Raw genomic sequence first — 23,247 nt, forward strand, 5'->3', positions numbered from 1 at the left:
GGGTGGGGGTGGCTCCCCCCGCGGGACCCTATCGGCTGCCTTCTATTTCCCGGGGGGGGGGGGGGGGGGCCCCCCCCCCCCCCCCACCGTGACTGTCTACTGGAGCCGGTCCACCACGTAGTCGATGGAGGCCGTCAGCGCCTCCACGTCGGCCGGCTCGACCGCCGGGAAGAGCGCGACCCGGAGCTGGTTGCGGCCCAGCTTCCGGTACGGCTCGGTGTCCACGATGCCGTTGGTGCGCAGCACCTTGGCGATCGCCGAGGCGTCCACCCCGTCGGCGAAGTCGATCGTGGCGACCACGTTGGACCGCAGCGCCGGGTCGGCGACGTACGGCGTGGCCACGTCGGAGCGCTCGGCCCAGCCGTACACGATGCCCGCGCTCTCGGCGGTGCGCTTGGCCGCCCAGGCCAGCCCGCCCTGCGAGTTCATCCAGTCGGTCTGCTCGGCGGCCAGGAAGATGGTGGCCAGCGCCGGCGTGTTGTACGTCTGCTCCAGCCGCGAGTTGTCGATCGCGGTGACCAGGTCGAGGAAGGCCGGGATGTAGCGGCCGGATCCCTTGATCTCGGTGGCCCGCTCCAGCGCGGCCGGCGACATCAGGGCCAGCCAGAGGCCACCGTCGGAGCCGAAGCACTTCTGCGGCGCGAAGTAGTAGACGTCGGTCTCGCCGACGTTGACCTCCAGGCCGCCCGCGCCCGAGGTGGCGTCCACCAGCAGCAGCGAGCCGGGGTCGGCGCCGGGCACCCGGCTGATCGGCACCGCGACGCCGGTGGACGTCTCGTTGTGCGGGGTGGCGTAGACGTCCACGCCGGCCTCGGCGACCAGCGTCGGCGCGGTGCCCGCCGCGGACTTGCGGACCGTCGGCTCGCCGAGGAACGGCGCGTCGGCGACCGATTTGGCGAACTTCGCGCCGAACTCGCCGAAGCTGGCGAACTGGGCGCGGTCGCGGACCAGGCCGAAGGTGGCGACCTCCCAGAAGGCGGTGGTGCCACCGTTGCCGATGATCACCTCGTAGCCCTCGGGAAGGGAGAAGAACTCGGCGATCCCCCGGCGCAGCCGGGCCACCTCGTCGCGGACGGTCTTCTGCCGGTGCGAGGTGCCCAGGTAGCTGGTGGCCACGTCCGCAAGTGCAGAGACGGCCGCCGGACGGACCTTGGACGGCCCGCAGCCGAACCGCCCGTCGGCGGGCTTGATGTCGTCGGGAATCCGGATGGTCGGTGCGTCAGCCACGGTTGTCGAGATCCTTCCGCATGGGCGAGGACGGGCCCTTCACCGGGCGGGGACCTGCGGCGGACGCGTGCGCGGGCGCACGGGCGGCCGGGATCTCCAGCCCGGTCCGGCGGCACTGCCGAGCCTTCATCCTCGCACTTCGTCCGGGCGGTCCGGCGGCTGGTCCCGTCCCGCGCGCTGAGGGATGCGCCACAACCAGCCGCCGCGGGAGCCGGGGCACGCGAAGGGGCCCCGTCCGCGCGGACGGGGCCCCTTCGACGGGTACGCGGATCAGACGCCGTGCGGGATGGCGTCCCAGCCCTCGACCTCGCTGGGCTTGCGGCTGCCCGGCCCGACGTAGCGGGCGGACGGCCGGACCAGCCGCTGGAGCTTCTTCTGCTCCAGGATGTGCGCGCTCCAGCCGCCCATCCGGGCGCAGGTGAACATCGAGGTGAACATGTGCGCGGGCACCTCGGCGAAGTCCAGCACCACGGCCGACCAGAACTCGACGTTGGTGGCGAGCACCCGGTCCGGGCGGCGGGCCTGGAGCTCGGCCAGCGCGGCCTTCTCCAGCGCCTCGGCGATCTCGAAGCGCGGCGCGCCCAGCTCCTTGGCGGTCCGGCGCAGCACGCGGGCGCGCGGGTCCTCGGCCCGGTAGACCCGGTGGCCGAAGCCCATCAGCCGCTCGCCGCGGTCGAGGACGCCCTTGACGTACCCCTCGGCGTCGCCGCTGCGCTCGACGGCCTCCAGCATGCTCAGCACCCGGCTCGGGGCGCCGCCGTGCAGCGGGCCGGAGAGCGCGCCGATGCCGGAGGAGATGCAGGCCGCGGCGTCGGCGCCGGTGGACGCGACGATCCGGGTGGTGAAGGTGGAGGCGTTCAGGCCGTGCTCGGCGGCCGAGATGAAGTACGCGTCGACGGCCTTGACGTGCCGCGGGTCCGGCTCGCCGCGCCAGCGCTTCATGAAGCGCTCGACGATCGTCTCGGCCTTGTCGATCTCCTTCTGCGGCACGGCGGGCAGGCCGAGGCCGCGAGCCGACTGGGCGACGAAGGACAGCGCGGTGACCGAGACCCGGGCCAGGTCCTCGCGGGCCTGCTCGTCGGAAATGTCCAGCAGCTGGTCGAGCCCCCAGTACGGGGCCAGCATGGCGACCGCGGACTGCACGTCGACGCGGATGTCGCCGGAGTGCACCGGCACCGGGAACGGCTCCGCCGGCGGCAGGCCCGGGCCGAACCGCCCGTCGACCAGCAGCGCCCAGACGTTGCCGAAGGAGACCTGACCGATCAGATCCTCGATGTCGACACCGCGGTAGCGCAGCGCGCCACCCTCGCGGTCCGGTTCGGCGATCTCGGTCTCGAAGGCTACGACGCCCTCCAGGCCCGGTTTGAAGTCAGACATGTCGTCTCCTGGCTTCCGGCTCGGTGCGCCCTCGCGGGCTCAGTCCGGCCCAGACCTTAGGCGACCCTCAGGGATGGTTTCGTGACATCTTGCCTGCTCGGTAACCAAATGCGCGACCCACTGCCACTGTGCCGCACGTGACATCCCCGCCGGTGGAGGCCGTCACGTCCTCGGTGACACTCTTCCGTGGGGGCTGGCCAGCGTCGGGGGACGCGGGCGCCGCCGCGAGGGGGAGAAGGAACGTGACGGGCGACACACCGCCGCCGGCGGCAATGCGTAACGAGTACGCCGCCGACCTGGGCCTTTCGGAGGCCGATCTGGCCGCGGACTGGTACACCCAGTTCGACCGCTGGTTCGCCGACGCGGTCGCCGCCGGGCTGCCCGAGCCGAACGCGATGATCGTCGGCACCGCCGACGCCGCCGGCCGCCCCAGCGGCCGCACCGTCCTGCTCAAGGGCTACGACCCGGAGGGCTTCGTCTTCTACACCAACTACACCTCCCGCAAGGGCGGCGAGGCGACCGCCAACCCGCACGCGAGCCTGGTCTTCCCCTGGTTCCCGATGCAGCGGCAGGTGGTCGTCGCCGGTCCGGTGCAGCGGGTCGACCGGGCGGAGACCGAGGCGTACTTCGCCAGCCGGCCGCGCGGGTCACAGCTCGGGGCCTGGGCCAGCGCCCAGTCCCGGGTGATCGGAGACCGGGCGGCGCTGGACGAGGCGTACGAGGCGGTGGTGGCGCGCTTCGCCGACGTGGCGCAGATCCCCGCGCCGCCGCACTGGGGCGGCTTCCGGGTCCGGCCCGAGTCGGTGGAGTTCTGGCAGGGGCGGGTGAGCCGGCTGCACGACCGGCTGCGGTTCCGCCGTGCCGACGGCGGCGACTGGGTCGTGGAGCGGTTGGCCCCGTGACCGCGACGAAGGAGACCCGGCCGCGCGGGGCGCGCCGCTGGGCGATCGACCTGCGTCCGCTGGCGGTGCCCGAGTTCCGGCGGATCTGGCTGGGCGGCGGCATCGCCATGCTCGGCTTCCAGTTCACGGCGGTGGCCGTGCCGGTGGAGATGTACGCGCTGACCCGGGACTCGTTCTGGGTCGGCCTGCTCGGGATCGCCGCATTCCTGCCGCTGCTGGTCTTCGGGCTCTGGGGCGGGGCGGTCGCCGACGCCCGGGACCGGCGGGGCGTGCTGCTGGCCAGTCAGGCGCTGCTCTGGGCGTCGATGCTGGCGCTGCTGGTCCAGGCGGTGCTCCGGGTGGGCAGTCCGGTGCTGCTGCTGGCCCTGGTGGCGCTCCAGTCGGTCGGCTTCGCCGTCAGCGGGGCGGCCCGCACGGCGAGCCTTCCCCGGCTCGTCCCGGCCGAGCTGGTGCCCGCCGCCAGCACGCTGAACTTCACCACGTACACCGCCGCGTCGGTGGCCGGGCCGCTGCTGGCCGGGCTGATCTTCGCGAGCTGGCGGACGGACGTCGCGCTGCCGATCGCGTACGGCCTGGACACGGTCCTGTTCACCGCCGCCGTCTGGGCGACCGTACGGATGCCGGCGCTGCCGCCCGAGCCGGACCCGGACGGCGACGGCAGCCCGCGCAAGGCCGGCCTGGCCAGCATCATCGACGGGCTCCGCTACCTGGCCACCACGCCGGTGCTGATGCTCTCGTTCGCCATCGACCTGATCGCGATGATCCTGGCCATGCCCCGGGCGCTCTTCCCCGAGGTGGCCCAGGAGCGGTTCGGCGGCGCCGCGGCGGTCGGCTGGCTGTACGGCGCGATCTCGCTCGGCGCGATGCTCGGTGGGCTGACCTCCGGCTGGATCGGTCGGCTCCGCCGGCAGGGCCTGGTGCTGGTGGTGGCGGTGGTCGGCTGGGGCCTCGCGGTGGCCGCGGCCGGGCTGGCCCGCCAGCTCTGGCTGGTGGTGCTGCTGCTCGCCGTCGCCGGGGCGTCCGACCTGGTCAGCGCGGTGCTGCGGCAGTCGATGCTGCTGGTCTACGCGCCGGACCGGATGCGCGGGCGGCTCCAGGGCGTCAACACGGTGGTCATCGCCGGCGGGCCGCGCCTGGGCGACCTGCGCGCCGGCGCGGTGGCGGCCGGGTTCGGCACCGGCGTGGCCTGGGTGGGCGGGGGCCTGGTCTCCGCGGTGCTCGCCGTCGCGCTGGTGGTGGTCTTCCCGGCGCTGCTGCGTTACCGGGCCACCCCGGCCGCCGACCGGGACTGAACCGTCCTTCGCCGGCGGGCGGGTCGCGGCGGACCGGGCGACCGCTGGGCGGAAAGCGGCTCGGCTGGTCCGACGGGGGCGGGGGCGGGCGACTAAGGTCGCCAGACATGGAGAAGGCCGGAACCCGCCCGTCCGGGACACAGTGGACCATTGCCGCCGACGGCCACGAGGCGGTCATCGTCGAGGTCGGCGGTGGGCTGCGGTCGTACCGGCACGACGGCGTGGACTACGTCGACGGGTACGCCGCCGACGAGATCTGCCCCGGCTCGGCCGGGCAGGTGCTGGCGCCCTGGCCGAACCGGATCCGCGACGGGCAGTACACCTTCGGGGAGCGCTCGTTGCAGCTCGACCTGAGCGAGCCGGCCCGGCGCAACGCGATCCACGGCCTGGTCAACTGGGTGTCGTGGCACCTGGTCGAGCAGTCCGCCGACGCGGTCACCGTCGGGTACGACCTGCCGCCGACCCCGGGCTACCCGTGGGCGCTGCGGCTGCGGAACCGGTGGAGCGTCGGCGCGGACGGCCTGCGGGTCGAGCACGAGGTGACGAACCTCGGCGCGGAGGACGCCCCGTACGGCTACTCGATGCACCCCTACCTGCGGCTGCCCGGCCTGCCGGTGGACGAGGTGGCGCTGCGCGTACCGGGGCGGATCCGGGTGCTGCTGGACGGCCGCCTGCTCCCCGTCGCCGCCACCCCGGTGGCCGGCACCGAGTACGACTTCACCGAGCCCCGCCCGATCGGCGACGCGGTGCTCGACCTGGCCTTCGGTGACCTGGTGCGGGACGCCGACGGGGGCACGGCGGTGACCCTGGCCGCCCCGGACGGCTCCGCCGCGGTGCACATCTGGGCGGACCGGGAGTTCGGTTGGTGGCAGGTCTTCACCGGGGACACGCTGACCGGGGAGCGGCACCGGCGGTCGGTGGCGGTGGAGCCGATGACCTGCCCGGCGGACGCGTTCCGCTCCGGCAAGGACCTGATCACGCTGAAGCCCGGCGGCACCTGGCAGGGCGCCTGGGGCCTGCGGCCCGGCGTCTGAGCGGCGGGGGCATGGAGTTCGGCGAGGTCGTCCGGCGACGGCGGATGGTGCGCAACTACGACCCGGACCGTCCCGTCCCGCCGGACGTGGTGGACCGGCTGCTCGACCACGCGGTGCGGGCGCCGTCGGCCGGGTTCGCGCAGGGCTGGGGCTTCCTGGTGCTGGAGACCCCGGAGGACCGGGAATTGTTCTGGACGGCGGCCACCCCGGCCGGCGGCGGCCGGGAGCGCTGGCTGGCCGGGATGCGGCGGGCCCCGCTGATCGTGGTGCCGCACGCCAACCGCTCCGCCTACCTGGAGCGCTACGCCGAGCCGGACAAGGGTTGGGCGGACCGGGCGGCGGACCGCTGGCCGGTGCCCTACTGGTACGTCGACACCGGCTTCGCCGCGCTGCTCATGCTGCTCACCGCCGTCGACGAGGGGCTGGGGGCCTGCTTCTTCGGCATCCCGCCGCAGCGGCTGGACGCCTACCGGGAGGCGTTCGGGGTGCCCGAGGAGTACCAGCCGATCGGCGCGGTGACCGTGGGTTACCGAGCGCCCGACCACCGGTCACCGTCACTGCGTCGGGGGCGTCGCCCGGTCGGCGAGGTGGTCCGGCGCGGCCGGTGGAGTTGAGCGTGGTTCATGCGGTCCCGAGCGGGTATCGGCGGTAGCGAAACCGACATGAGGGAGTAAAACGCAGTGTGGCGGAGGCGGTTAGGCTGGCACGGTCATCGGTGCCGCACCGCGCGGCGCCACGGCGTGACCCGGCTCCGCGCCGTCGGTCGGCCCGACCACGGGGAGGGGAGCGTGCCGTGATCTTCAGAGCGGTCCGGGACGGGCGTCCGTACCCGGAGCACAACTTCACGCTCAAGCAGTGGGCGGAGATCCCGCCGCGCCCGCTGCGGCTGGACCAGCTCATCACCACCAAGCGGGAGCTGGCGCTGGACAAACTCCTCGCCGAGGACTCGACCTTCTACGGCGACCTCTTCCCGCACGTCGTGCAGTGGAACGGCGGGCTCTACCTGGAGGACGGGCTGCACCGCGCGCTGCGCGCGGCGTTGCAGCAGCGCAACCAGATCCACGCCCGGGTGCTGGTGCTCGGCGGCCAGGAGGGATGACTCCCTCCTGACGACTCGTTAAGGTGGCCCCCATGACCGCACCCCTGGACCTGCTCGACGTCGATGCCTCGCTGAGCGAGGAGGAGCGGCAGATCCGCGCCGTCGTGCGCCAGCTCGTCGACGACCGGGTACGCCCGCACGTCGCCGACTGGTACGAGCAGGGCCACGTGCCGGCCCGCGAGCTGGCCCGGGAGTTCGGCAAGCTCGGCCTGCTCGGCATGCACCTGACCGGGTACGGCTGCGCCGGCGCCTCGGCGGTCGCGTACGGGCTGGCCTGCCTGGAGCTGGAGGCCGGTGACTCCGGCATCCGCTCGCTGGTCTCGGTGCAGGGCTCGCTCGCCATGTACGCCATCTGGCGCTACGGCAGCGAGGAGCAGAAGCAGCGCTGGCTGCCGGCGATGGCGGCCGGCGAGGCGATCGGCTGCTTCGGCCTGACCGAGCCCGACCACGGCTCCGACCCGGCCTCGATGGCCACCCGGGCACGCCGGGACGGCGACGACTGGGTGCTCAACGGCGCCAAGATGTGGATCACCAACGCGCCGATCGCCGAGGTCGGCGTGATCTGGGCCCGCACCGACGAGGGGGTACGCGGTTTCGCCGTACCCATGGACACGCCGAGGGTGACGGCGCGCGAGATCCGGCAGAAGATGTCGCTGCGCGCATCGCTGACCGGCGAGATTGCCCTCGACGACGTCCGGCTGCCGGCGGACGCCCAGCTGCCTGGGGCGATCGGGCTGAAGGCCCCGCTGAGCTGCCTGACCGAGGCCCGGCACGGCATCGTCTGGGGCGCGCTCGGCGCGGCCCGCGACTGCCTGTCGACGGCGCTGGACTACGCGACCACCCGGACCCAGTTCGGCCGGCCGCTGGCCGGCTTCCAGCTCACCCAGGCCAAGCTCGCCGACATGGCCGTCGAGTGGAACAAGGGCTACCTGCTGGCGCTGCACCTGGGGCGGCTCGCCGACGCCGGGAAGCTGCGCCCGGAGCAGGTCAGCGTGGGCAAGCTGAACAACGTGCGGGAGGCGCTGGCGATCGCCCGCCAGTGCCGGACGATCCTCGGCGCGAACGGCGTCTCGGGCGAGTACCCGGTGATGCGGCACGCCAACAACCTGGAGAGCGTGCTGACCTACGAGGGCACCTCGGAGATCCACCAGCTGGTCATCGGGCAGAAGTTGACCGGGGTCTCCGCCTTCGCCTGAGCGCCGCTTCACCCGATCGGGTCGCTCGACGCGCGGGTGTCGTATCCGGGACGTACCGTCATCGCTAGACGACGTGTCTGACGAGGACGGTGAGGGCCATGGCCCGCGACGGTGACATCAACGAGCCCACCAGGGAGTTCCCCGGCTACCCGACCGCCGACACCCTTCCGGCCCGGTCGGACGACACCTCCCCGCCACGGCCGGGCGGGTCGGCCTCCTCCGGCGGGCCCGCGCCCCGGGGCCTGCTCATGGTGCTGGGCGCGGCGGCGCTGGCGGTGGTGGTGCTGCTCGGCGCCCAGGCGGCCGGGATCTTCCCCGACTTCCGCAACCCCTTCGCCAAGGAGCAGACCGACCGCAGCCAGCCGCCGCTGCTCAAGTCGATCCAGGACCTCAGCCGCTACGTCGCCGCCGAGGGCAACTTCCAGGTCGTGGTCGACCTGCAGAACGACCGCAACAACGTGCCCGAGTTCCTGCTCAAGCAGCGGACCCTCTTCGTCGGGGCCGGCAGCGTGGAGGCGTACGTCGACTTCACCAAGATTTCCGAGGGCGCGGTGGTCGAGTCCGCCGACGGCAAGTCCGTCGAGATCAAGCTGCCGGCGCCGCAGCTCGGCAAGACCAACCTCGACCTGCAGAAGAGCTACGTCTTCGCCGAGGAGCGCGGCCTGCTCAACCGGCTCGGCGAGCTGGTCAACGGCGACCCCAACCGGCAGCAGCAGGTCTACCAGCTCGCCGAGGAACGGATCACCGCGGCGGCGCGCGACAGCGGGCTGACCCAGCGCGCCGAGGAGAACACCCGCAAGATGCTGGAGGGCCTGCTCCGCTCGCTCGGCTACGAGAAGGTCACCGTCACCTACACCGCCCCCTGACCCACAACCGGCAGCGCCCGCCCCGAGAAGCCGGGGCGGGCGCTGCCGTGCGGGGAGGTCAGTAGCGGGCGGCGGCGCGGTCCTCGTTGGGCATCAGCACCCAGAGCACCAGGTAGACGATCACCTGGGTGCCGGGCAGCAGCAGCGACAGCAGGAACAGCAGCCGGATCATGAACGCCGAGGTGTTGAACCGGCGGGCCAGGCCGGCGCAGACGCCGGCGAGCATGCGCCCCTCGCGGGGCCGGACCAGTTTGCGACTCATCGTCGTACTCCCACTCTGCGGCGATCCGCCGCTCTGGAACCAACGGTAGGAAGGGGTGGCCACCGCGCCCTCCGTCCGAAGACGGATCCGGCGGCCCCTCACCCGTAGGTGGTTACCCGCGCCGCCCCCGCCCGACGCACCCTTGGAAGGTGTCGTCACCTGCGGCGAAAGGGCGGGAGGTGCGGCGGGCGGGTAGGCTCGCCGGTCGGATGCCGCCCACCACCCCGGGCGGTGCCGACGGCCGCCGGAGACCCCGGCGGGCGGAACCCGGGTCGGACCCGGCACCACCGGGCGCGACGGCGAGGAAAGTGCAGCCATGATCAGTGTTTTCGACCTCTTCAGCGTCGGCATCGGGCCGTCCAGCTCGCACACCGTGGGCCCGATGCGGGCCGCGCGGACATTCGTCGCCGGGTTGAAGGGCGACGGGCTGCTCGCCGACGTCGTCCGGGTCCAGGCCGAACTGTTCGGGTCGCTCGGCGCCACCGGGCACGGCCACGGCAGCGACCGGGCCGTGCTGCTCGGGCTGGAGGGCGAGGCGCCGGAGACGGTCGACACCGACACCGTCGGCCCCCGGGTGGCCGCGATCCGCGCCGAGGGCCGGCTGCACCTGCTCGGCGTGCAGGAGATCGACTTCGACCCGGACCGGGACCTGGTGCTGCACCGCCGCCGGTCGCTGCCGTACCACCCGAACGGGATGACCTTCGCGGCCTACGACGCCACCGGGGCGCAGGTCAGGGCCCGTACCTACTACTCGGTGGGCGGCGGGTTCGTGGTGGACGAGGCGGCCGCCGGGGCGGACCGGATCAAGCCCGACACGACCCGGGTGCGGTACCCCTTCTACACCGGCGCCGAGCTGCTCGACGTGACCGCCGCGACCGGGCTGTCGATCAGCGAGGTGATGCTGGCCAACGAGTGCTCCTGGCGCAGCGAGGCCGACGTGCGGGCCGGCCTGCTGGAGATCTGGCGGGTGATGCGGGAGTGCGTGGTGGCCGGCTGCGAGCACGACGGCGTCCTCCCCGGTGGGCTGAAGGTCCGCCGCCGCGCCGCCGAGCTGCGCCGGAGCCTCGAGGCGGAGACCGACTCCACCGACCCGCTGCGCGCGATGGACTGGGTGACGCTCTTCGCCCTCGCCGTCAACGAGGAGAACGCCGCCGGCGGTCGGGTGGTGACCGCCCCCACCAACGGCGCGGCCGGCATCATCCCCGCGGTTCTGCACTACTACACCCGGTTCACGCCGGACGCCAGCGACGACGGGGTGGTCCGCTTCCTGCTGGCCGCCGGCGCGATCGGCGTGCTGTTCAAGGAGAACGCCTCGATCTCCGGCGCCGAGGTCGGCTGCCAGGGCGAGGTCGGCTCGGCCTGCTCGATGGCCGCCGCCGGGCTGGCAGAGGCCCTCGGGGGCACGCCGGCCCAGGTGGAGAACGCCGCCGAGATCGGCATGGAGCACAACCTCGGGCTGACCTGCGACCCGGTCGGTGGGCTGGTGCAGATCCCGTGCATCGAGCGGAACGCGGTGGCTAGCATCAAGGCGATCACCGCCGCCCGGTTGGCGCTGCGTGGGGACGGGGTGCACGCCGTCTCGCTGGACAAGGTCATCAAGACCATGCGGGAGACGGGCGCCGACATGAAGGTCAAGTACAAGGAGACGGCGCGCGGCGGCCTGGCCGTCAACGTGATCGAGTGCTGAGGGGCGTTCGTTCACCGACTGCTAACCTGTCGTCCGTCCTGGGAGGCGGGAGGCGACGGTGACCGCTGGCGTCGCGGCGTTGTGGTCGCACCGCAACTCGCTGCGGATCCTGGTCAAGCGGGACCTCGCGGTGAAGTACCAGCAGTCGGTGCTCGGCTACTTCTGGTCGCTGATCGAGCCGCTGGGCATGGGGGCGATCTACTTCTTCGTCTTCGGCGTGCTCTACTCCGGCGACACCGAGCGGCACCTCGGGCAGGCCGCCGAGTCGTACCCGCTCTTCCTGATCACCGGCATCTTCGCCTGGATGTGGACCAGTTCGGCGCTGAGCGAGGCGACCAACGCGCTGACCGGGCAGTCCCGCCTGATCACCACGATGAACGTGCCCCGGCAGGTCTTCCCGATCGGCCGGGTCACCGGCCGGTTCGCCGAGTACGCCGCCGGCCTGCCCATCCTCTTCGCCGTCGCCGCCGTCTACGCCGCGCACGGCAGAATCCACCCTGGCTGGTCGCTGCTCGCCCTGCCGCTGGCCGTGCTGGTGCAGGCCACCCTGCTGGTCGGGCTGTCGCTGCTGCTCTCGGCGGTCAACGTGCTGATGCGCGACGTCGAGCGCTTCATGCGGCTGATCATCCGGGTGCTCTTCTACGCCACGCCGATCATCTACCCGCTGAGCCTGGTCCGGGAGTCCGGGATGCCGGGCTGGGTCAAGGTCGTCTACGAGCTCAACCCGTTGGTCGGCATCTTCCAGCTCCAGCACGCCATCTGGTACCCGGATGAGTTCCCCGACGCCCGGCTACTGGCCACCACGGTCGCCGGCAGCCTGCTGCTGCTGGTCGCCGGCTGGTGGGCGTTCCGCCGGCTCGAACCCGCCGTGCTCAAGGAGCTCTGAGGTGGCGCCGATCATCGAGGCCGAGGGCCTCGGTATCCGCTTCGTCCGCAACCGCCGGCGGCAGCTGCGGCTGCGTGAGCTGTTCATCCACCGGGGTGGGCGGGGCGCCGCGTCCGGGCAGTTCTGGCCGCTGCGGGACGTCTCCTTCACCGTCGAGCCCGGCGAGACGGTCGGCGTGATCGGGCGCAACGGCACCGGCAAGAGCACCCTGCTGCGGCTGATCGCCGGGGTGCTCATCCCCGACGAGGGGCGGATCCGGGTGCGCGGCGACGTCGCCCCACTGCTGGAACTCTCCGCCGGTTTCTCCAACGACCTCACCGGGCGGGAGAACCTCTACCTCGTCGGCGGCCTGCACGGGCTGTCGTCGGCGTACCTGAAGCGGAACTTCGACGACATCGTCTCGTTCGCCGGCGAGCAGGTGGAGCGGGCCATCGACACCTCGGTCCGGCACTACTCGTCCGGGATGAAGGTCCGGCTCGGGTTCGCCATCATCTCCCACCTGCCGCACCCGGTCCTGCTGATGGACGAGGTGACCGCGGTGGGCGACGCGGAGTTCCGCAAGAAGTGCTATTCGACGATCGACCGATTGCTCGCGGAGGGGCGCACCTTGGTGCTGGTGTCACACAACGAGAAGGACCTGACCCGGTTCTGCCGTCGGGGGCTCTACCTCGACGGCGGGCGGCTGACCGTGGACGGCACGGTCGCCGAGGCGCTCGACGCGTACCACGCCGCGGTTCCGCGGTGACGCTCGCGATCGTGCTCGCCGCCGGTGCGCCGGCCGCGGGCCTGCCCACGGGCGCCGGGGAGCCGCTCGCCGACCGGCTGGCCGCCCAGTGGCGCCGGGCCGGGGCGGACGAGGTGCGCGCCGCCGCCGACCTGGACGAGCTGGCCGCCCTGGTGGGCGCCGCCAGCGGCCCGGTGATCGTCAGCGGGGCCGACCTGGTCGCGCACACCGCCGTACTGAAGCACCTGGCGACCAGCCCGGTCGGCCCGACGGTGGCCCTGGTGCTCACCGACCCGCCGGTCTCCGGCCGCACGGCGGTGCGCGAGGAGCGCGGCCAGGTGGTCGAGGCCGGGCCGGAGCTGGCCGACGCCACCGGCGTCTTCGGCGGCGCGCTGCGGGTCGGCGTGGAGGACCTGCCGGCGCTGGCGGCCGCCGCCCGGGCCGCCGCCGCCCGGCCCGCGACCGGGCCCGCCGTGGACGGGCTCTTCGCCGCGCTCACCGCGCTGGGCACGTTGACCTTCGCCCACCGGGTACGCCTGCTCGTGGCGCACCGGGTCGGCGACGCCACCGGGCTGCACGCCGCCGAGGCGGCGCTGGCGGGGGTGGACGAGGACAAGGCCGAGCTGCGACTGTCGGTCAAGGAACGGGACGACTTCTTCACCACCTACTTCGTCAGCACCTGGTCGCCGTACGTGACGAAGGCGGCGGCCCGGATCGGGCTCGGCCCGACCGCCGTGACCACGCTGTCGGTGCTCTTCGCGGTCGCCGCGGCGGTGCTGTTCGCGGTCGGCGGCCGGCCCGCGCTGGTGAGCGGGGCGGTGCTGCTCTACCTCGGCTTCATGCTCGACTGCGTGGACGGCCAGCTGGCCCGCTACACCCGGCACTTCAGCGCCTGGGGCGGCTGGCTGGACACGATGGCCGACCGGGCGAAGGAGTACGTGGTCTACGCGGGCCTCGGCTACGGGGCGACGCACGCCGGCTTCCGGTACGGCTGGGCCCTCGCCATCGCCGCGATGACGCTGCAGACCGTGCGGCACATGACCGACACCTGGTACGGCGTACTGCACGACGAAGCGGCCCGCCGGCCGAAGACGTCGGTGGGCGGCGGTGGCGGGGGCATCGGTGACCGGCTGAACGCCGCCTCGACCCGGGTGCAGGCCGACACCGGCTCGGTGTCGTACTGGCTGAAGCGGACGGTGGTCTTCCCGATCGGCGAGCGGTGGGCGCTGATCGCGCTGACCGTGGCGCTGTTCAATCCGCTGGTCAGCCTGGTCGCGGTGCTGGTCTGGGGGATGCTGGCGTTCGCGTACACCGGGGCGCTGCGCACGTTGCGGGCCCGCTGGATGTGGGTGCCGGTGCTGGACACGGTCGACGCCACGCTGCACCGCGACGACGGTCCGCTGGCGGCGCGGCTGCCGGTGGTTCGCCCGATGGGCCCGCTGACGCTGGCGGTGCTGGCGGCGCTGGGTCCGGCGGCGCTGCTGGTCGCGGCGCTGCTGACCGACGACGGCGGGCTGCGCTGGTGGGTGCCGGCGGCGCTTGTGGTGCTGCTGGTCGCCGGGCTGGGGGCCGGCGCGGCGCACAACGGGCCGCTGGACTGGTTGGTCCCGGCCGCGCTGCGGGCCGGGGAGTACCTGTTCGCCATCGCCGTCGGGGTGGTCGGCGGCGCGCCGGCCTGGCTGGTCTTCGGCTACGTCCTCGTGCTCACCCTGCACCACTACGACCTGACCGCCCGGCTGGAGAAGCGGCAGGCGGCCCCGCCGCTGCACCGCTGGACGCTGGGCTGGGAGGGGCGGTCGGTGCTGCTGGCGCTGGCGGCGATCGCCGGAATTGTGAGTATCGGTCTGGCTACACTCGGTACGTACCTTCTCGTGGGATTCGTGGCGAGTGTCGTCCTGGCCTGGGTCGTCCTGCCGGCCCGCGCCGCGCGGGTGACGGCCGTCCCGGTCGGAGGCGGTTCGCCGGGCTGACCAAGGGGGCGGCCGGGATGACCCTGATCAGCTTCGTCGTACCGGCCTACCGGGTGCAGGGCTACCTGCGTGAGTGCCTGGACTCGATCCTCGGGCAGCCCTTCGACGACCTCGAGGTGATCGGCGTCGACGACGCCTCGCCGGACGCCGTCGGCGACATCCTCGACGAGTATGCCGCCCGCGACCCCCGGGTCCGGGTGCTCCGGCTGCCCCGCAACGTCGGGCTCGGTCCGGCCCGCAACGCCGGGCTGGACCGAGCCGTCGGCGAGTACGTCTGGTTCGTCGACGGCGACGACTGGCTCGCCCCGGACTGCCTGCCCGAGGTCGCCGACCGGCTGCGGGCCGCCCGCCCGGACGTCCTCGTGGTGGACCACGTCCGCGCGCACTGGAACGACACCGCCACCCGCAGCGCCATGGCCGAGGTGTTCCCGGATCCGCCCGGCGAGGCCACCTTCCGGCTGCGGGACCGGCCGGAGACCCTGCACCTGCTGCACACCGCCTGGAACCGGGTGGTCCGCCGGGAGTTCCTGGTCGACCTCGGGCTGCGCTTCGCCCCCGGCTGGTACGAGGACGTCTCCTTCACCTATCCGGTGCTGCTGGCCGCCGAGCGGATCGCCGTGCTCGACCGGGTCTGCGTCAACTACCGGCAGCGGCGGGCCGGGGCGATCACCCGGACCCGGGGGGACCGGCACTTCGAGGTCTTCGCGCAGTGGCACCGGGTGTTCGCGCTGATGGACCGCTGGGGGCCGGCGGTGGCCGAGCTGCGGCCGGCGGTCTTCGAGCGGATGGCCTGGCACCAGCTGACCGTGCTCGGCAACGGCGAACGGATCGCCCCCGCGCTGCGCCCGGCGTTCTTCGCCCAGATGACCGCCGACCACCGGCGCTTCCGGCCGCCCGAGGGCTACCCCGCGCCGGACGGGCTGGACGGGCTCAAGCACCGGCTGGTCGCGGCGGGACGGTGGCGGACGTTCAGCGCGTTGCGTACGGCGAACCAGGCCCGGGCGACGGCCCGCGGCACCGCCCGGCGGGCGCTGCCGGTGGCCCGGCGTACCGCGCGGCTGACCCGGGACGCGGTGCTGCGCGAGTACTACCGGGCCCAGCTGCGCCGGCCGATCGACCCGACGCTGGCCGTCTACGCCGCGTACTGGTACCGCGGGTACGCCTGCAACCCGGCCGCGATCCACGCCGCCGCCCGTCGGCTGGCCCCGCAGGTCCGAGGGGTGTGGATCGTCCGGCGGGACCGGGTGGACACGCTGCCGCCCGGCACCGAGTACGTGGTCGCCGGCACCCCCGGCTACTACCGGACGCTGGCCCGGGCCCGGTGGCTGGTGAACAACGTCAACTTCCCCGACTTCGTCCGCAAGCGACCCGGCTCAGTGCACGTGCAGACCCACCACGGCACGCCGGTGAAGGTGATGGGCCTGGACCAGCAGCGCTTCCCGCTGGGGGCGGGCGGGATGGACTTCGCCGGGCTGCTGCGCCGGGTGGACCGCTGGGACTACAGCATCACCTCGAACAGCTTCTCCACCCAGATGTGGGACCGGGCCTACCCGGCCTCGTACACCACGTTGGAGGTCGGCTACCCGCGCAACGACCGGCTGGTCACCGCCACCGCCGAGGAGGTCCGGGAGATCCGGGACCGGCTCGGCGTCGGGCCGGACGAGCGGGTGGTGCTGTACGCGCCGACGCACCGCGAACACCTGCCCCGCTACCGTCCGCCCTTCGACCCGGGGCGGCTGCTCGACGTGCTCGGGCCGTCGGGGCGGCTGCTGATCCGCAGCCACTACTTTCACGACCGCGCCGGCCGGGCCCGTCGGCGGACCGGGGGCCGGGCGGTCGATGTCAGCGACCACGGCTGCGTGGAGGACCTCTATCTCGCGGCGGACGTGCTGGTCACCGACTACTCGTCGGCGATGTTCGACTACGCCGTCCTGGACCGCCCGATCGTCGTGTACGCGCCGGACCGCGACGCGTACGCGCTGGCCCGGGGCGTCTACTTCGACGTGACCGCCGAACCGCCCGGCGCCGTCGCGCTCACCTTCGCCGAGCTGCTGGACCTCTTCCGCTCCGGCGCGGTGACCGGGGCGGAGGCGCAGCGGGCGCGGCAGCGGTTTCGGGGCCGGTTCTGCACCCTGGACGACGGGCACGCCGCGGAGCGGGTGGCCCGTCGGGTCTTCCTCGACGATCCCGCCTGACGCTGTGGTCCCGTCGATGGGGCCGCTGCCGGTAATAGGACCGTCATGACCGCAACATCGCACGTTTACCCGATGTGCTGATCCGATGATGCTCGTCACAGTCAAGCGCGGGGTTCGGCCGAGCTGGGGGAGGAGACGGTGACCACCGTCGCGCTCAAGGATGTCACCAAGGTGTTCCAGGACGGGACCCTCGCGGTCGACAGCGTCAATCTGGACGTCAACGACGGCGAGTTCATGGTGCTGCTCGGTCCGTCGGGCTGCGGCAAGTCCACCGTGCTGCGAATGGTCGCCGGCCTGGAGGACCCGAGTTCCGGCGCCGTGATGCTCGACGGCGAGCTCGCCAACGACCTGCCGCCACGGGAGCGGAGGATCGCCATGGTCTTCCAGGACTTCGCGCTCTATCCGCACATGACCGTCGGGGACAACATCGCCTTCCCGCTGCGACTGGCGGGTGTGGAGCCGGCCCCGCGTGGCGAGCGGGTGCAGGACGTCGCGGGTGCGCTCGGCATCGGGGACGTCCTCGGCCGCAAGCCGAGCCAGCTCTCGGGTGGCCAGCGGCAGCGGGTGGCCATGGGGCGGGCGATAGTGCGCCGTCCGGGGCTCTTCCTGATGGACGAGCCACTCTCCAACCTGGACAGCGGCCTGCGCGCCGAGCTGCGCGCGGAGATCTCCGGGCTGACCCGGGAGCTGGGCGTCACCACCATCTACGTCACGCACGACCAGGCCGAGGCGCTGACCATGGCCGACCGGGTCGCCATCATGCGCAAGGGCGTCCTGCAGGACGTCGGCACGCCGACCCAGGTGTACGGCCGCCCGGCCACCCTGTACGTCGCGGCGTTCCTGGGCAGCCCCCGGATGAACCTGCTGGAGGCGTCGGTCTACGTCCACCTCGACCGGTACGTGACCCTCACCCTCGGCGAGCAGGCGCTCTACCTGCCCTGGGACGACATCCGCAGCCGGGCGGTGGCGCACTACCACGGCGAGCGGATCGTGGTCGGGATGCGGGCCGAGGCGCTGACCCCGGTCGCCCCGGACACCACCGGCGACGTGCTCCAGGGCCGGGTCCGCTACCTGGAGCACCACGGGCACGAGTCGCTGGCCTTCCTCGACATCGGCGCCACCGCGATCGTGGTGGACGAGATGGGCGCCACGGCCGACGACGGACCGGCCGGGCAGCGCGGGCTGCGCCGGTTCGGGCAGGTCATGCAGCGGCTCACCGGCCGGGCCGGTGAGCTGGAGCCGATCTCCGCCCCGACCGGGGGCGGCAACCGGACCAGCGTGCTCCCCGACCCGGGGCGCCACCACCGCCGTCCCGCCGAGCTGGCGGTACGCCTCGCGCCGTACCCGGCGATCTCGGCGGGTCACCCGATGTCGGTCGCCGTACGGATGGACGCCCTGCACTTCTTCGACGAGCGCGGCGACCGGATCGACGTCGGCTGGCGCTGAGCCGTCCGGGCGGGGCTGCGGGCGACCGGGCCCATGCCCTACGGTCAGCGCACCCAGTCCACTGAGCACCGCATGTAGAGAGGGGCCCGCCGTGTCGGGTGACCGTCCGAGCCCGCTCGTGATCGAGCGGATCCTGCGTGATCGGCAGGGCATCTGGCAGCAGATCGTCGCCGACGACGACCTGAACGCGCTGACCGGGCGGATGCTGGCCAGCTCCGCCGTCGCACTGGCCTGCTACGGGGCGGTGCTCGGCGCGTTCCACGGCGTGCTGATGGCGTTGACCTCGGCGGTCAAGCTGCCGCTGCTCTTCCTCATCACCCTGGCCATCTGCCTGCCCACGCTCTACCTGTTCAACCTGGTGTTCGGGGCCCGGCTGTCGGTACGCCAGTCGGTGGCCCTGGTGATGGTGGCGATCACCGTCACCTCGATGCTGGCGGTGGCGTTCGCCCCGATCAGCCTCTTCTTCCTGATCACGGCGCCGGACTACGGCTTCTTCAAGCTGCTGAACGTGGCGATCCTGACGCTGTCGGCGGTGGTCGGGCTGCGCTTCCTCACCGGCGGGATGCAGGTGCTCAACGCGCACGGCCTGCTCGCCCCGTCGGCCGCGGCCGCTGCCGGTGCCACTCAGGCCGCCGTGGCCGCCCCGGCCGCGCAGGCCGCCGTACCCGCCCAGCCGGCGACCGGTGAGCCGGTCGCGGAGCCGGTGGCCGTGGGGGCGGGCGCGAACGGCGCGGCCGGCGCGAACGGCACCACCACGCCGGTCGCCGAGGCGCAGCCCGTGGCCGTCGTCCCCGCGCAGCCGGCCGCCGTCGTCCCGGCGCAGCCGGTCGTGCTGGCCGGCCACCCGATGGCGGCCTTCCCGCCCGGGATGGTGCCGCCGGGGTACGCCGGTGCGGGCCGGCCGTGGGCCACCCCGCCGGTGCGGCGCAGCGAGTCGGAGCGGCCGGCCAGCATGACCCTGCTGTACGTCTGGATCCTGCTCTTCGGCTTCGTCGGCACCCAGCTCGCCTGGACCCTGCGCCCGTTCGTCGGCAGCCCGGGCGAGGACTTCGCGCTGTTCCGCAGCATCGAGGGCAACTTCTACGCGGAGATCCTGCGCACCCTCGGCAACCTGTTCTGACCACCGCCGTCGAGGGCGATGCCCTCGGCGGGACCGGATGATGTCCGCACGAGCGTCATGCCTGGCAGACATAAATATGCCTGTCAGGCATGACGCTTGCCGGGGGACCGCTACCCGCGCGGTGCCGCGGCGTGACGAGTGAGCGGGCGACAGGCGCGGGCCCGACCCGTTCGACCTGAGCCGACAGCACGGGGCCGTGACCGGGCCGGTCAAGTGCGGAACGCGACCCCGAAATTGCTGGTCGCTGGCGTCTTGCCGGAAAAGTTACCGGCTAGTAACCTCGGGGCATGTCCATCGACTCGCGCCAGGTGGCGGCCGGGATGCTCCAGGCCGTGCCGTTCGCCCGTACCCTCGGCTTCGAGTTCGTCGAGGTCGCCCCGGAGGCCCACGGCGGGGTCCGGGCCGTGGTCCGGCTGCCCGACACGCCGGCCACCCACAACCACGTCGGCGGCCCGCACGCCGGAGCCATGTTCACCCTCGGCGAGACCGCGTCCGGCACGGTGGTGATGGCCGCCTTCGGCCACCTGCTCGACCGCGCGGTGCCGCTCGCCGTCCGGGCCGACATCGCGTACCGGAAGCTGGCCATTGGGCCGGTGCTGGCCACCGCCCGGCTCGGTCGTACGCCGGCCGAGGTGGTCGCCGAGCTCGACGCCGGGCAGCGGCCGGAGTTCCCCGTGGAGGTGGAGATCGGCACCGAGGACGGCACCGTCACCGGCACGATGACCGTCGTCTGGACGCTGCGCCCCAACCGCTGACGCACCGGCACCTGACGAAACGGGCTTGTTCGGGCGGTGCGCTGGATAGATTCGTACCGTGCTGGGCCTACCTGCTCATGTGTCCGCCTGTCTCTTCGATCTGGACGGTGTGCTGACGCAGACCGCCAAGGTGCACAACGCCGCCTGGAAGCAGACCTTCGACGCGTTCCTGGCGCGGCGGGCGGCGGCCACCGGTGAGCCGTTCAAGCCGTTCGACCCCGGACCGGACTACAACCGGTACGTGGACGGCAGGCCCCGCGCCGACGGGGTCCGGTCCTTCCTCGCCTCCCGGGGCGTGGTGCTGCCGGAGGGCAGCCCCGACGACCCGCCCGAAGCGGACACGGTCAACGGGGTCGGCAACCGCAAGAACGTCGTCCTGCTGGAGCGGATCCACCACGACGGGGTCGAGGTCTACCCGGGCTCGGTGACGTACCTGCGGGCGGCCGTCGCGGCCGGGCTGCGCCGCGCGGTGGTCTCGGCCAGCGCGAACTGCCGCGACGTGGTCGCCGCCGCCGGCCTGGAACCGCTGCTCGAGGCGCGGGTCGACGGTCTGGTGGCACGGGCCGAGGGGCTGCGCGGCAAGCCGCACCCGGACACCTTCCTGGCCGGCGCGAAGCTGCTCGGGGTCGACCCGGTCAACGCCGCGGTCTTCGAGGACGCCCTCGCCGGGGTGGCCGCCGGGCGGGCCGGCGGCTTCGGCTACGTGGTCGGCGTGGACCGGGTCGGCCAGGCCGACGAGTTGCGCGACCAGGGCGCCGACATCGTGGTCACCGACCTCTCCGACCTGCTGAAGGGGACGGCGGCATGATCCGCGAACGCGCCTATCCGGTCGAGCCCTGGCACATCCGGGAGACCCGGCTCGACATGGACGTGCTGGCCCAGTCCGAGTCGGTCTTCGCGCTCTCCAACGGGCACGTGGGGCTGCGCGGCAACCTCGACGAGGGGGAGCCGCACGGCCTGCCCGGCACCTACCTCAACTCCTTCTACGAGCTGCGCCCGCTGCCGTACGCGGAGGCCGGCTTCGGCTTCCCCGAGTCGGGCCAGACCATCGTCAACGTCACCAACGGCAAGCTGATCCGGCTGCTGGTCGACGACGAGCCGCTCGACGTCCGGTACGGCGAGCTGCTGAGCCACGAGCGGATCCTCGACCTGCGCGCCGGCACCCTGCACCGGGAGATGCACTGGCGCTCCCCGGCCGGGCGCGAGGTCAAGGTCCGCAGCACCCGCCTGGTCTCCTTCACCCAGCGGGCGGTCGCCGCGATCAACTACGAGGTGGAGGCGGTGGACGGGCCGCTGCGGCTGATCCTCCAGTCCGAGCTGGTCGCCAACGAGACGCTGCCGGCGCAGAGCCGCGACCCGCGGGTGGCCGCCGTGCTGGAGTCGCCGTTGCAGGCCGAGGAGGAACTGACCACCGACGACGGCGGGCTGCTCATCCACCGCACCAAGGTCAGCGGCCTGCGGGTGGCCGCCGAGATGGGCCACGACGTGTTCGCCCCGGCGAAGTTCACCGTCGAGTCCGAGGGCTACGAGGACTGGGTGCGGACCACCGTCGGCTGCGTGCTCAAGCCCGGCGAGACGCTGCGGGTGGTCAAGTACCTCACGTACGGCTGGTCGAGCAAGCGGTCGCTGCCGGCGCTGCGCGACCAGGTCGGCGCGGCGCTGGCCGGGGCCCGGCTGGACGGCTGGGAGGGCCTGCGCCGGGAGCAGCGGGAATACCTCGACGAGTTCTGGGACGCCGCCGACGTGCGGGTCGAGGGCGACCCGGAGGTGCAGCAGGCAGTCCGCTTCGGGCTGTTCCACGTCCTGCAGGCCGCCGTCCGGGCCGAGCGGCGACCCATCTCGGCCAAGGGCCTGACCGGCCCCGGGTACGACGGGCACGCGTTCTGGGACACCGAGATGTTCGTGCTGCCGGTGCTCACCTACACCCAGCCGTCCGCCGTCCGGGACGCGCTCTACTGGCGGCACTCGACGCTGGGGCAGGCCCAGGAGCGGGCCCAGACGTTGAACCTCCAGGGCGCCGCGTTCCCCTGGCGGACCATCGAGGGCCCCGAGTCGTCGGCGTACTGGCCGGCCGGCACCGCCGCCTTCCACATCGCCGCCGACGTGGCCGACGCGCTGCGCCGCTACCTGCTGGTCACCGACGACGACCAGCTGGAGCAGGAGATCGGCCTGGAGCTGCTGGTGGAGACGGCCCGGCTCTGGCGCTCGCTGGGCCACCACGACCGCAGCGGTCGGTTCCACATCGACGGGGTGACCGGGCCGGACGAGTACACCGCCGTCAAGGACGACAACATCTACACCAACCTGATGGCGCAGCGGAACCTGCTCACCGCCGCCGACTGCGCGATGCGCTACCGGGACGAGGCGATCGACCTCGGGGTGACCGAGGAGGAGGCGGCCCAGTGGCGGGACGCCGCGAATGCCATGTACATCCCGTACGACAAGGGGCTGAAGGTCCACGAGCAGGTGGAGGGCTTCACCCGAGCGCAGGAGTGGGACTTCGAGCACACCCCGCCGGAGAAGTACCCGCTGCTGCTGCACTACCCGTACTTCGATCTGTACCGCAAGCAGGTGGTCAAGCAGGCCGACCTGGTGCTGGCCATGCACTGGCGGGGTGACGCCTTCACCGCCGACGAGAAGCTGCGCAACTTCCTCTACTACGAGCGGCGTACCGTCCGGGACTCCTCGCTGTCGGCCTGCACCCAGGCGGTGATGGCGGCCGAGGTCGGGCACCCGGAGCTGGCCCACCGCTACCTGCGCGAGGCCGCGCTGATGGACCTGCACGACCTCAACGAGAACACCCGCGACGGGGTGCACATGGCCTCGCTGGCCGGCGCGTGGATCGCGCTGGTCTCCGGCTTCGGCGGGCTGCGCGATCACGACGGGAAGCTGTCGTTCTCGCCGCGCCTGTCCAGTCGGCTCAGCCGGCTGGAGTTCTCGTTGCAGTGGCGCTCACTTCGGCTGCGGGTGGACGTCCGGCCGCACCAGACCACGTACTCGCTGCGCAACGGCGGGCCGGACACGGTGGTGGAACTGCACCACCACGGCGAGAAGATCACCGTGACCAGTTCCCTGCCGGTCACCGTCCCGGTGCCCACGCCCGACCCGCCCGGCCCGGCGCCCGAGCAACCCCCGGGTCGGTCCCCGCTGCTGCACCTTCCAGAGGAGGGCTGACCAGACGGACCGGCCACGAGGTCGGCGGCGTAGCG

Annotated in this window: 20 protein-coding genes; 17 read left to right on the forward strand and 3 right to left on the reverse strand. The window is 73.0% G+C overall.

Annotated elements, in window-relative coordinates; genetic code table 11:
- Positions 1-96: 96 nt before the first annotated feature.
- Together serC and M2302_RS18525 are read right to left on the reverse strand one after the other, a co-directional pair.
- Positions 97-1,227 (reverse strand): phosphoserine transaminase, encoded by a 1,131-nt coding sequence (gene serC / locus M2302_RS18520; RefSeq protein ID WP_280839118.1) that lies wholly within the window; start codon positions 1,225-1,227, stop codon positions 97-99.
- Positions 1,228-1,497: 270 nt separating this feature from the next.
- Positions 1,498-2,604, reverse strand: coding sequence for a citrate synthase 2 (locus M2302_RS18525; RefSeq protein ID WP_280839119.1), 1,107 nt, complete (start codon positions 2,602-2,604; stop codon positions 1,498-1,500).
- A 272-nt stretch (positions 2,605-2,876) separates the two neighbouring features.
- Between M2302_RS18525 and pdxH the strand changes: the two genes are divergently transcribed.
- The 7 genes from pdxH to M2302_RS18560 all read left to right on the forward strand — a co-directional run bounded on the left by pdxH (position 2,877) and on the right by M2302_RS18560 (position 8,993).
- Complete coding sequence (gene pdxH, locus M2302_RS18530) at positions 2,877-3,506, forward strand: pyridoxamine 5'-phosphate oxidase (protein WP_280839243.1); 630 nt, start codon at positions 2,877-2,879, stop codon at positions 3,504-3,506.
- The gene (locus M2302_RS18535) at positions 3,503-4,798 is read left to right on the forward strand and encodes an MFS transporter (protein ID WP_280839120.1); all 1,296 of its coding nucleotides are present in this window, start codon (positions 3,503-3,505) and stop codon (positions 4,796-4,798) included. The genes pdxH and M2302_RS18535 overlap by 4 nt, the downstream gene beginning before the upstream one ends.
- Before the next feature lie 107 nt (positions 4,799-4,905).
- Entirely contained in the window at positions 4,906-5,832 is a 927-nt protein-coding gene (locus M2302_RS18540; RefSeq protein ID WP_280839121.1) for an aldose 1-epimerase family protein, read from the forward strand.
- Positions 5,833-5,843: 11 nt separating this feature from the next.
- A complete protein-coding gene (locus M2302_RS18545; protein WP_280839122.1) occupies positions 5,844-6,446 on the forward strand; it encodes a nitroreductase family protein in 603 nt (200 codons plus the stop codon).
- A gap of 179 nt (positions 6,447-6,625) precedes the next feature.
- Positions 6,626-6,931, forward strand: a complete 306-nt coding sequence (locus M2302_RS18550; protein WP_154940070.1) for a type II toxin-antitoxin system VapB family antitoxin — start codon at positions 6,626-6,628, stop codon at positions 6,929-6,931.
- A gap of 32 nt (positions 6,932-6,963) precedes the next feature.
- Positions 6,964-8,127, forward strand: a complete 1,164-nt coding sequence (locus tag M2302_RS18555; protein ID WP_280839123.1) for an acyl-CoA dehydrogenase family protein — start codon at positions 6,964-6,966, stop codon at positions 8,125-8,127.
- 98 nt (positions 8,128-8,225) lie between these two features.
- Positions 8,226-8,993, forward strand: coding sequence for a DUF4230 domain-containing protein (locus M2302_RS18560; protein ID WP_280839124.1), 768 nt, complete (start codon positions 8,226-8,228; stop codon positions 8,991-8,993).
- Positions 8,994-9,051: 58 nt separating this feature from the next.
- Here the strand turns inward: M2302_RS18560 and M2302_RS18565 are convergent, their stop codons facing one another.
- On the reverse strand, positions 9,052-9,255 hold the full coding sequence (locus tag M2302_RS18565; RefSeq protein WP_280839125.1) for a PspC domain-containing protein: 204 nt from the start codon (positions 9,253-9,255) through the stop codon (positions 9,052-9,054).
- A gap of 316 nt (positions 9,256-9,571) precedes the next feature.
- Here M2302_RS18565 and M2302_RS18570 point away from each other — a divergent pair, with 316 nt between their 5' ends.
- From M2302_RS18570 to M2302_RS18615, 10 genes are all read left to right on the forward strand, one after another.
- Positions 9,572-10,942 carry an L-serine ammonia-lyase gene (locus tag M2302_RS18570; RefSeq protein ID WP_280839126.1) on the forward strand — a complete coding sequence of 457 codons (1,371 nt, stop codon included), beginning with the start codon at positions 9,572-9,574 and terminating at the stop codon, positions 10,940-10,942.
- 58 nt (positions 10,943-11,000) lie between these two features.
- On the forward strand, positions 11,001-11,828 hold the full coding sequence (locus tag M2302_RS18575) for an ABC transporter permease (protein ID WP_280839127.1): 828 nt from the start codon (positions 11,001-11,003) through the stop codon (positions 11,826-11,828).
- 1 nt (position 11,829) lies between these two features.
- On the forward strand, positions 11,830-12,573 hold the full coding sequence (locus M2302_RS18580; protein ID WP_280839128.1) for an ABC transporter ATP-binding protein: 744 nt from the start codon (positions 11,830-11,832) through the stop codon (positions 12,571-12,573).
- A 41-nt stretch (positions 12,574-12,614) separates the two neighbouring features.
- The gene (locus M2302_RS18585) at positions 12,615-14,522 is read left to right on the forward strand and encodes a DUF5941 domain-containing protein (RefSeq protein ID WP_280839244.1); all 1,908 of its coding nucleotides are present in this window, start codon (positions 12,615-12,617) and stop codon (positions 14,520-14,522) included.
- A 17-nt stretch (positions 14,523-14,539) separates the two neighbouring features.
- Positions 14,540-16,717, forward strand: coding sequence for a bifunctional glycosyltransferase family 2 protein/CDP-glycerol:glycerophosphate glycerophosphotransferase (locus M2302_RS18590; protein WP_280839129.1), 2,178 nt, complete (start codon positions 14,540-14,542; stop codon positions 16,715-16,717).
- Positions 16,718-16,855: 138 nt separating this feature from the next.
- Positions 16,856-18,163, forward strand: a complete 1,308-nt coding sequence (locus M2302_RS18595; RefSeq protein ID WP_280839130.1) for an ABC transporter ATP-binding protein — start codon at positions 16,856-16,858, stop codon at positions 18,161-18,163.
- Positions 18,164-18,254: 91 nt separating this feature from the next.
- Positions 18,255-19,283, forward strand: coding sequence for a hypothetical protein (locus M2302_RS18600; RefSeq protein ID WP_280839131.1), 1,029 nt, complete (start codon positions 18,255-18,257; stop codon positions 19,281-19,283).
- Positions 19,284-19,570: 287 nt separating this feature from the next.
- Entirely contained in the window at positions 19,571-20,038 is a 468-nt protein-coding gene (locus M2302_RS18605) for a DUF4442 domain-containing protein (protein WP_280839132.1), read from the forward strand.
- Positions 20,039-20,096: 58 nt separating this feature from the next.
- Positions 20,097-20,846 carry a beta-phosphoglucomutase family hydrolase gene (locus tag M2302_RS18610; protein ID WP_280839133.1) on the forward strand — a complete coding sequence of 250 codons (750 nt, stop codon included), beginning with the start codon at positions 20,097-20,099 and terminating at the stop codon, positions 20,844-20,846.
- Positions 20,843-23,212 carry a glycoside hydrolase family 65 protein gene (locus M2302_RS18615; protein ID WP_280839134.1) on the forward strand — a complete coding sequence of 790 codons (2,370 nt, stop codon included), beginning with the start codon at positions 20,843-20,845 and terminating at the stop codon, positions 23,210-23,212. The genes M2302_RS18610 and M2302_RS18615 overlap by 4 nt, the downstream gene beginning before the upstream one ends.
- Positions 23,213-23,247: the final 35 nt, after the last annotated feature.

The sequence above is a fragment of the Micromonospora sp. A200 genome, assembly GCF_029893845.1.
In the GTDB taxonomy this organism is placed as follows: Bacteria; Actinomycetota; Actinomycetes; order Mycobacteriales; family Micromonosporaceae; genus Micromonospora; species Micromonospora purpureochromogenes.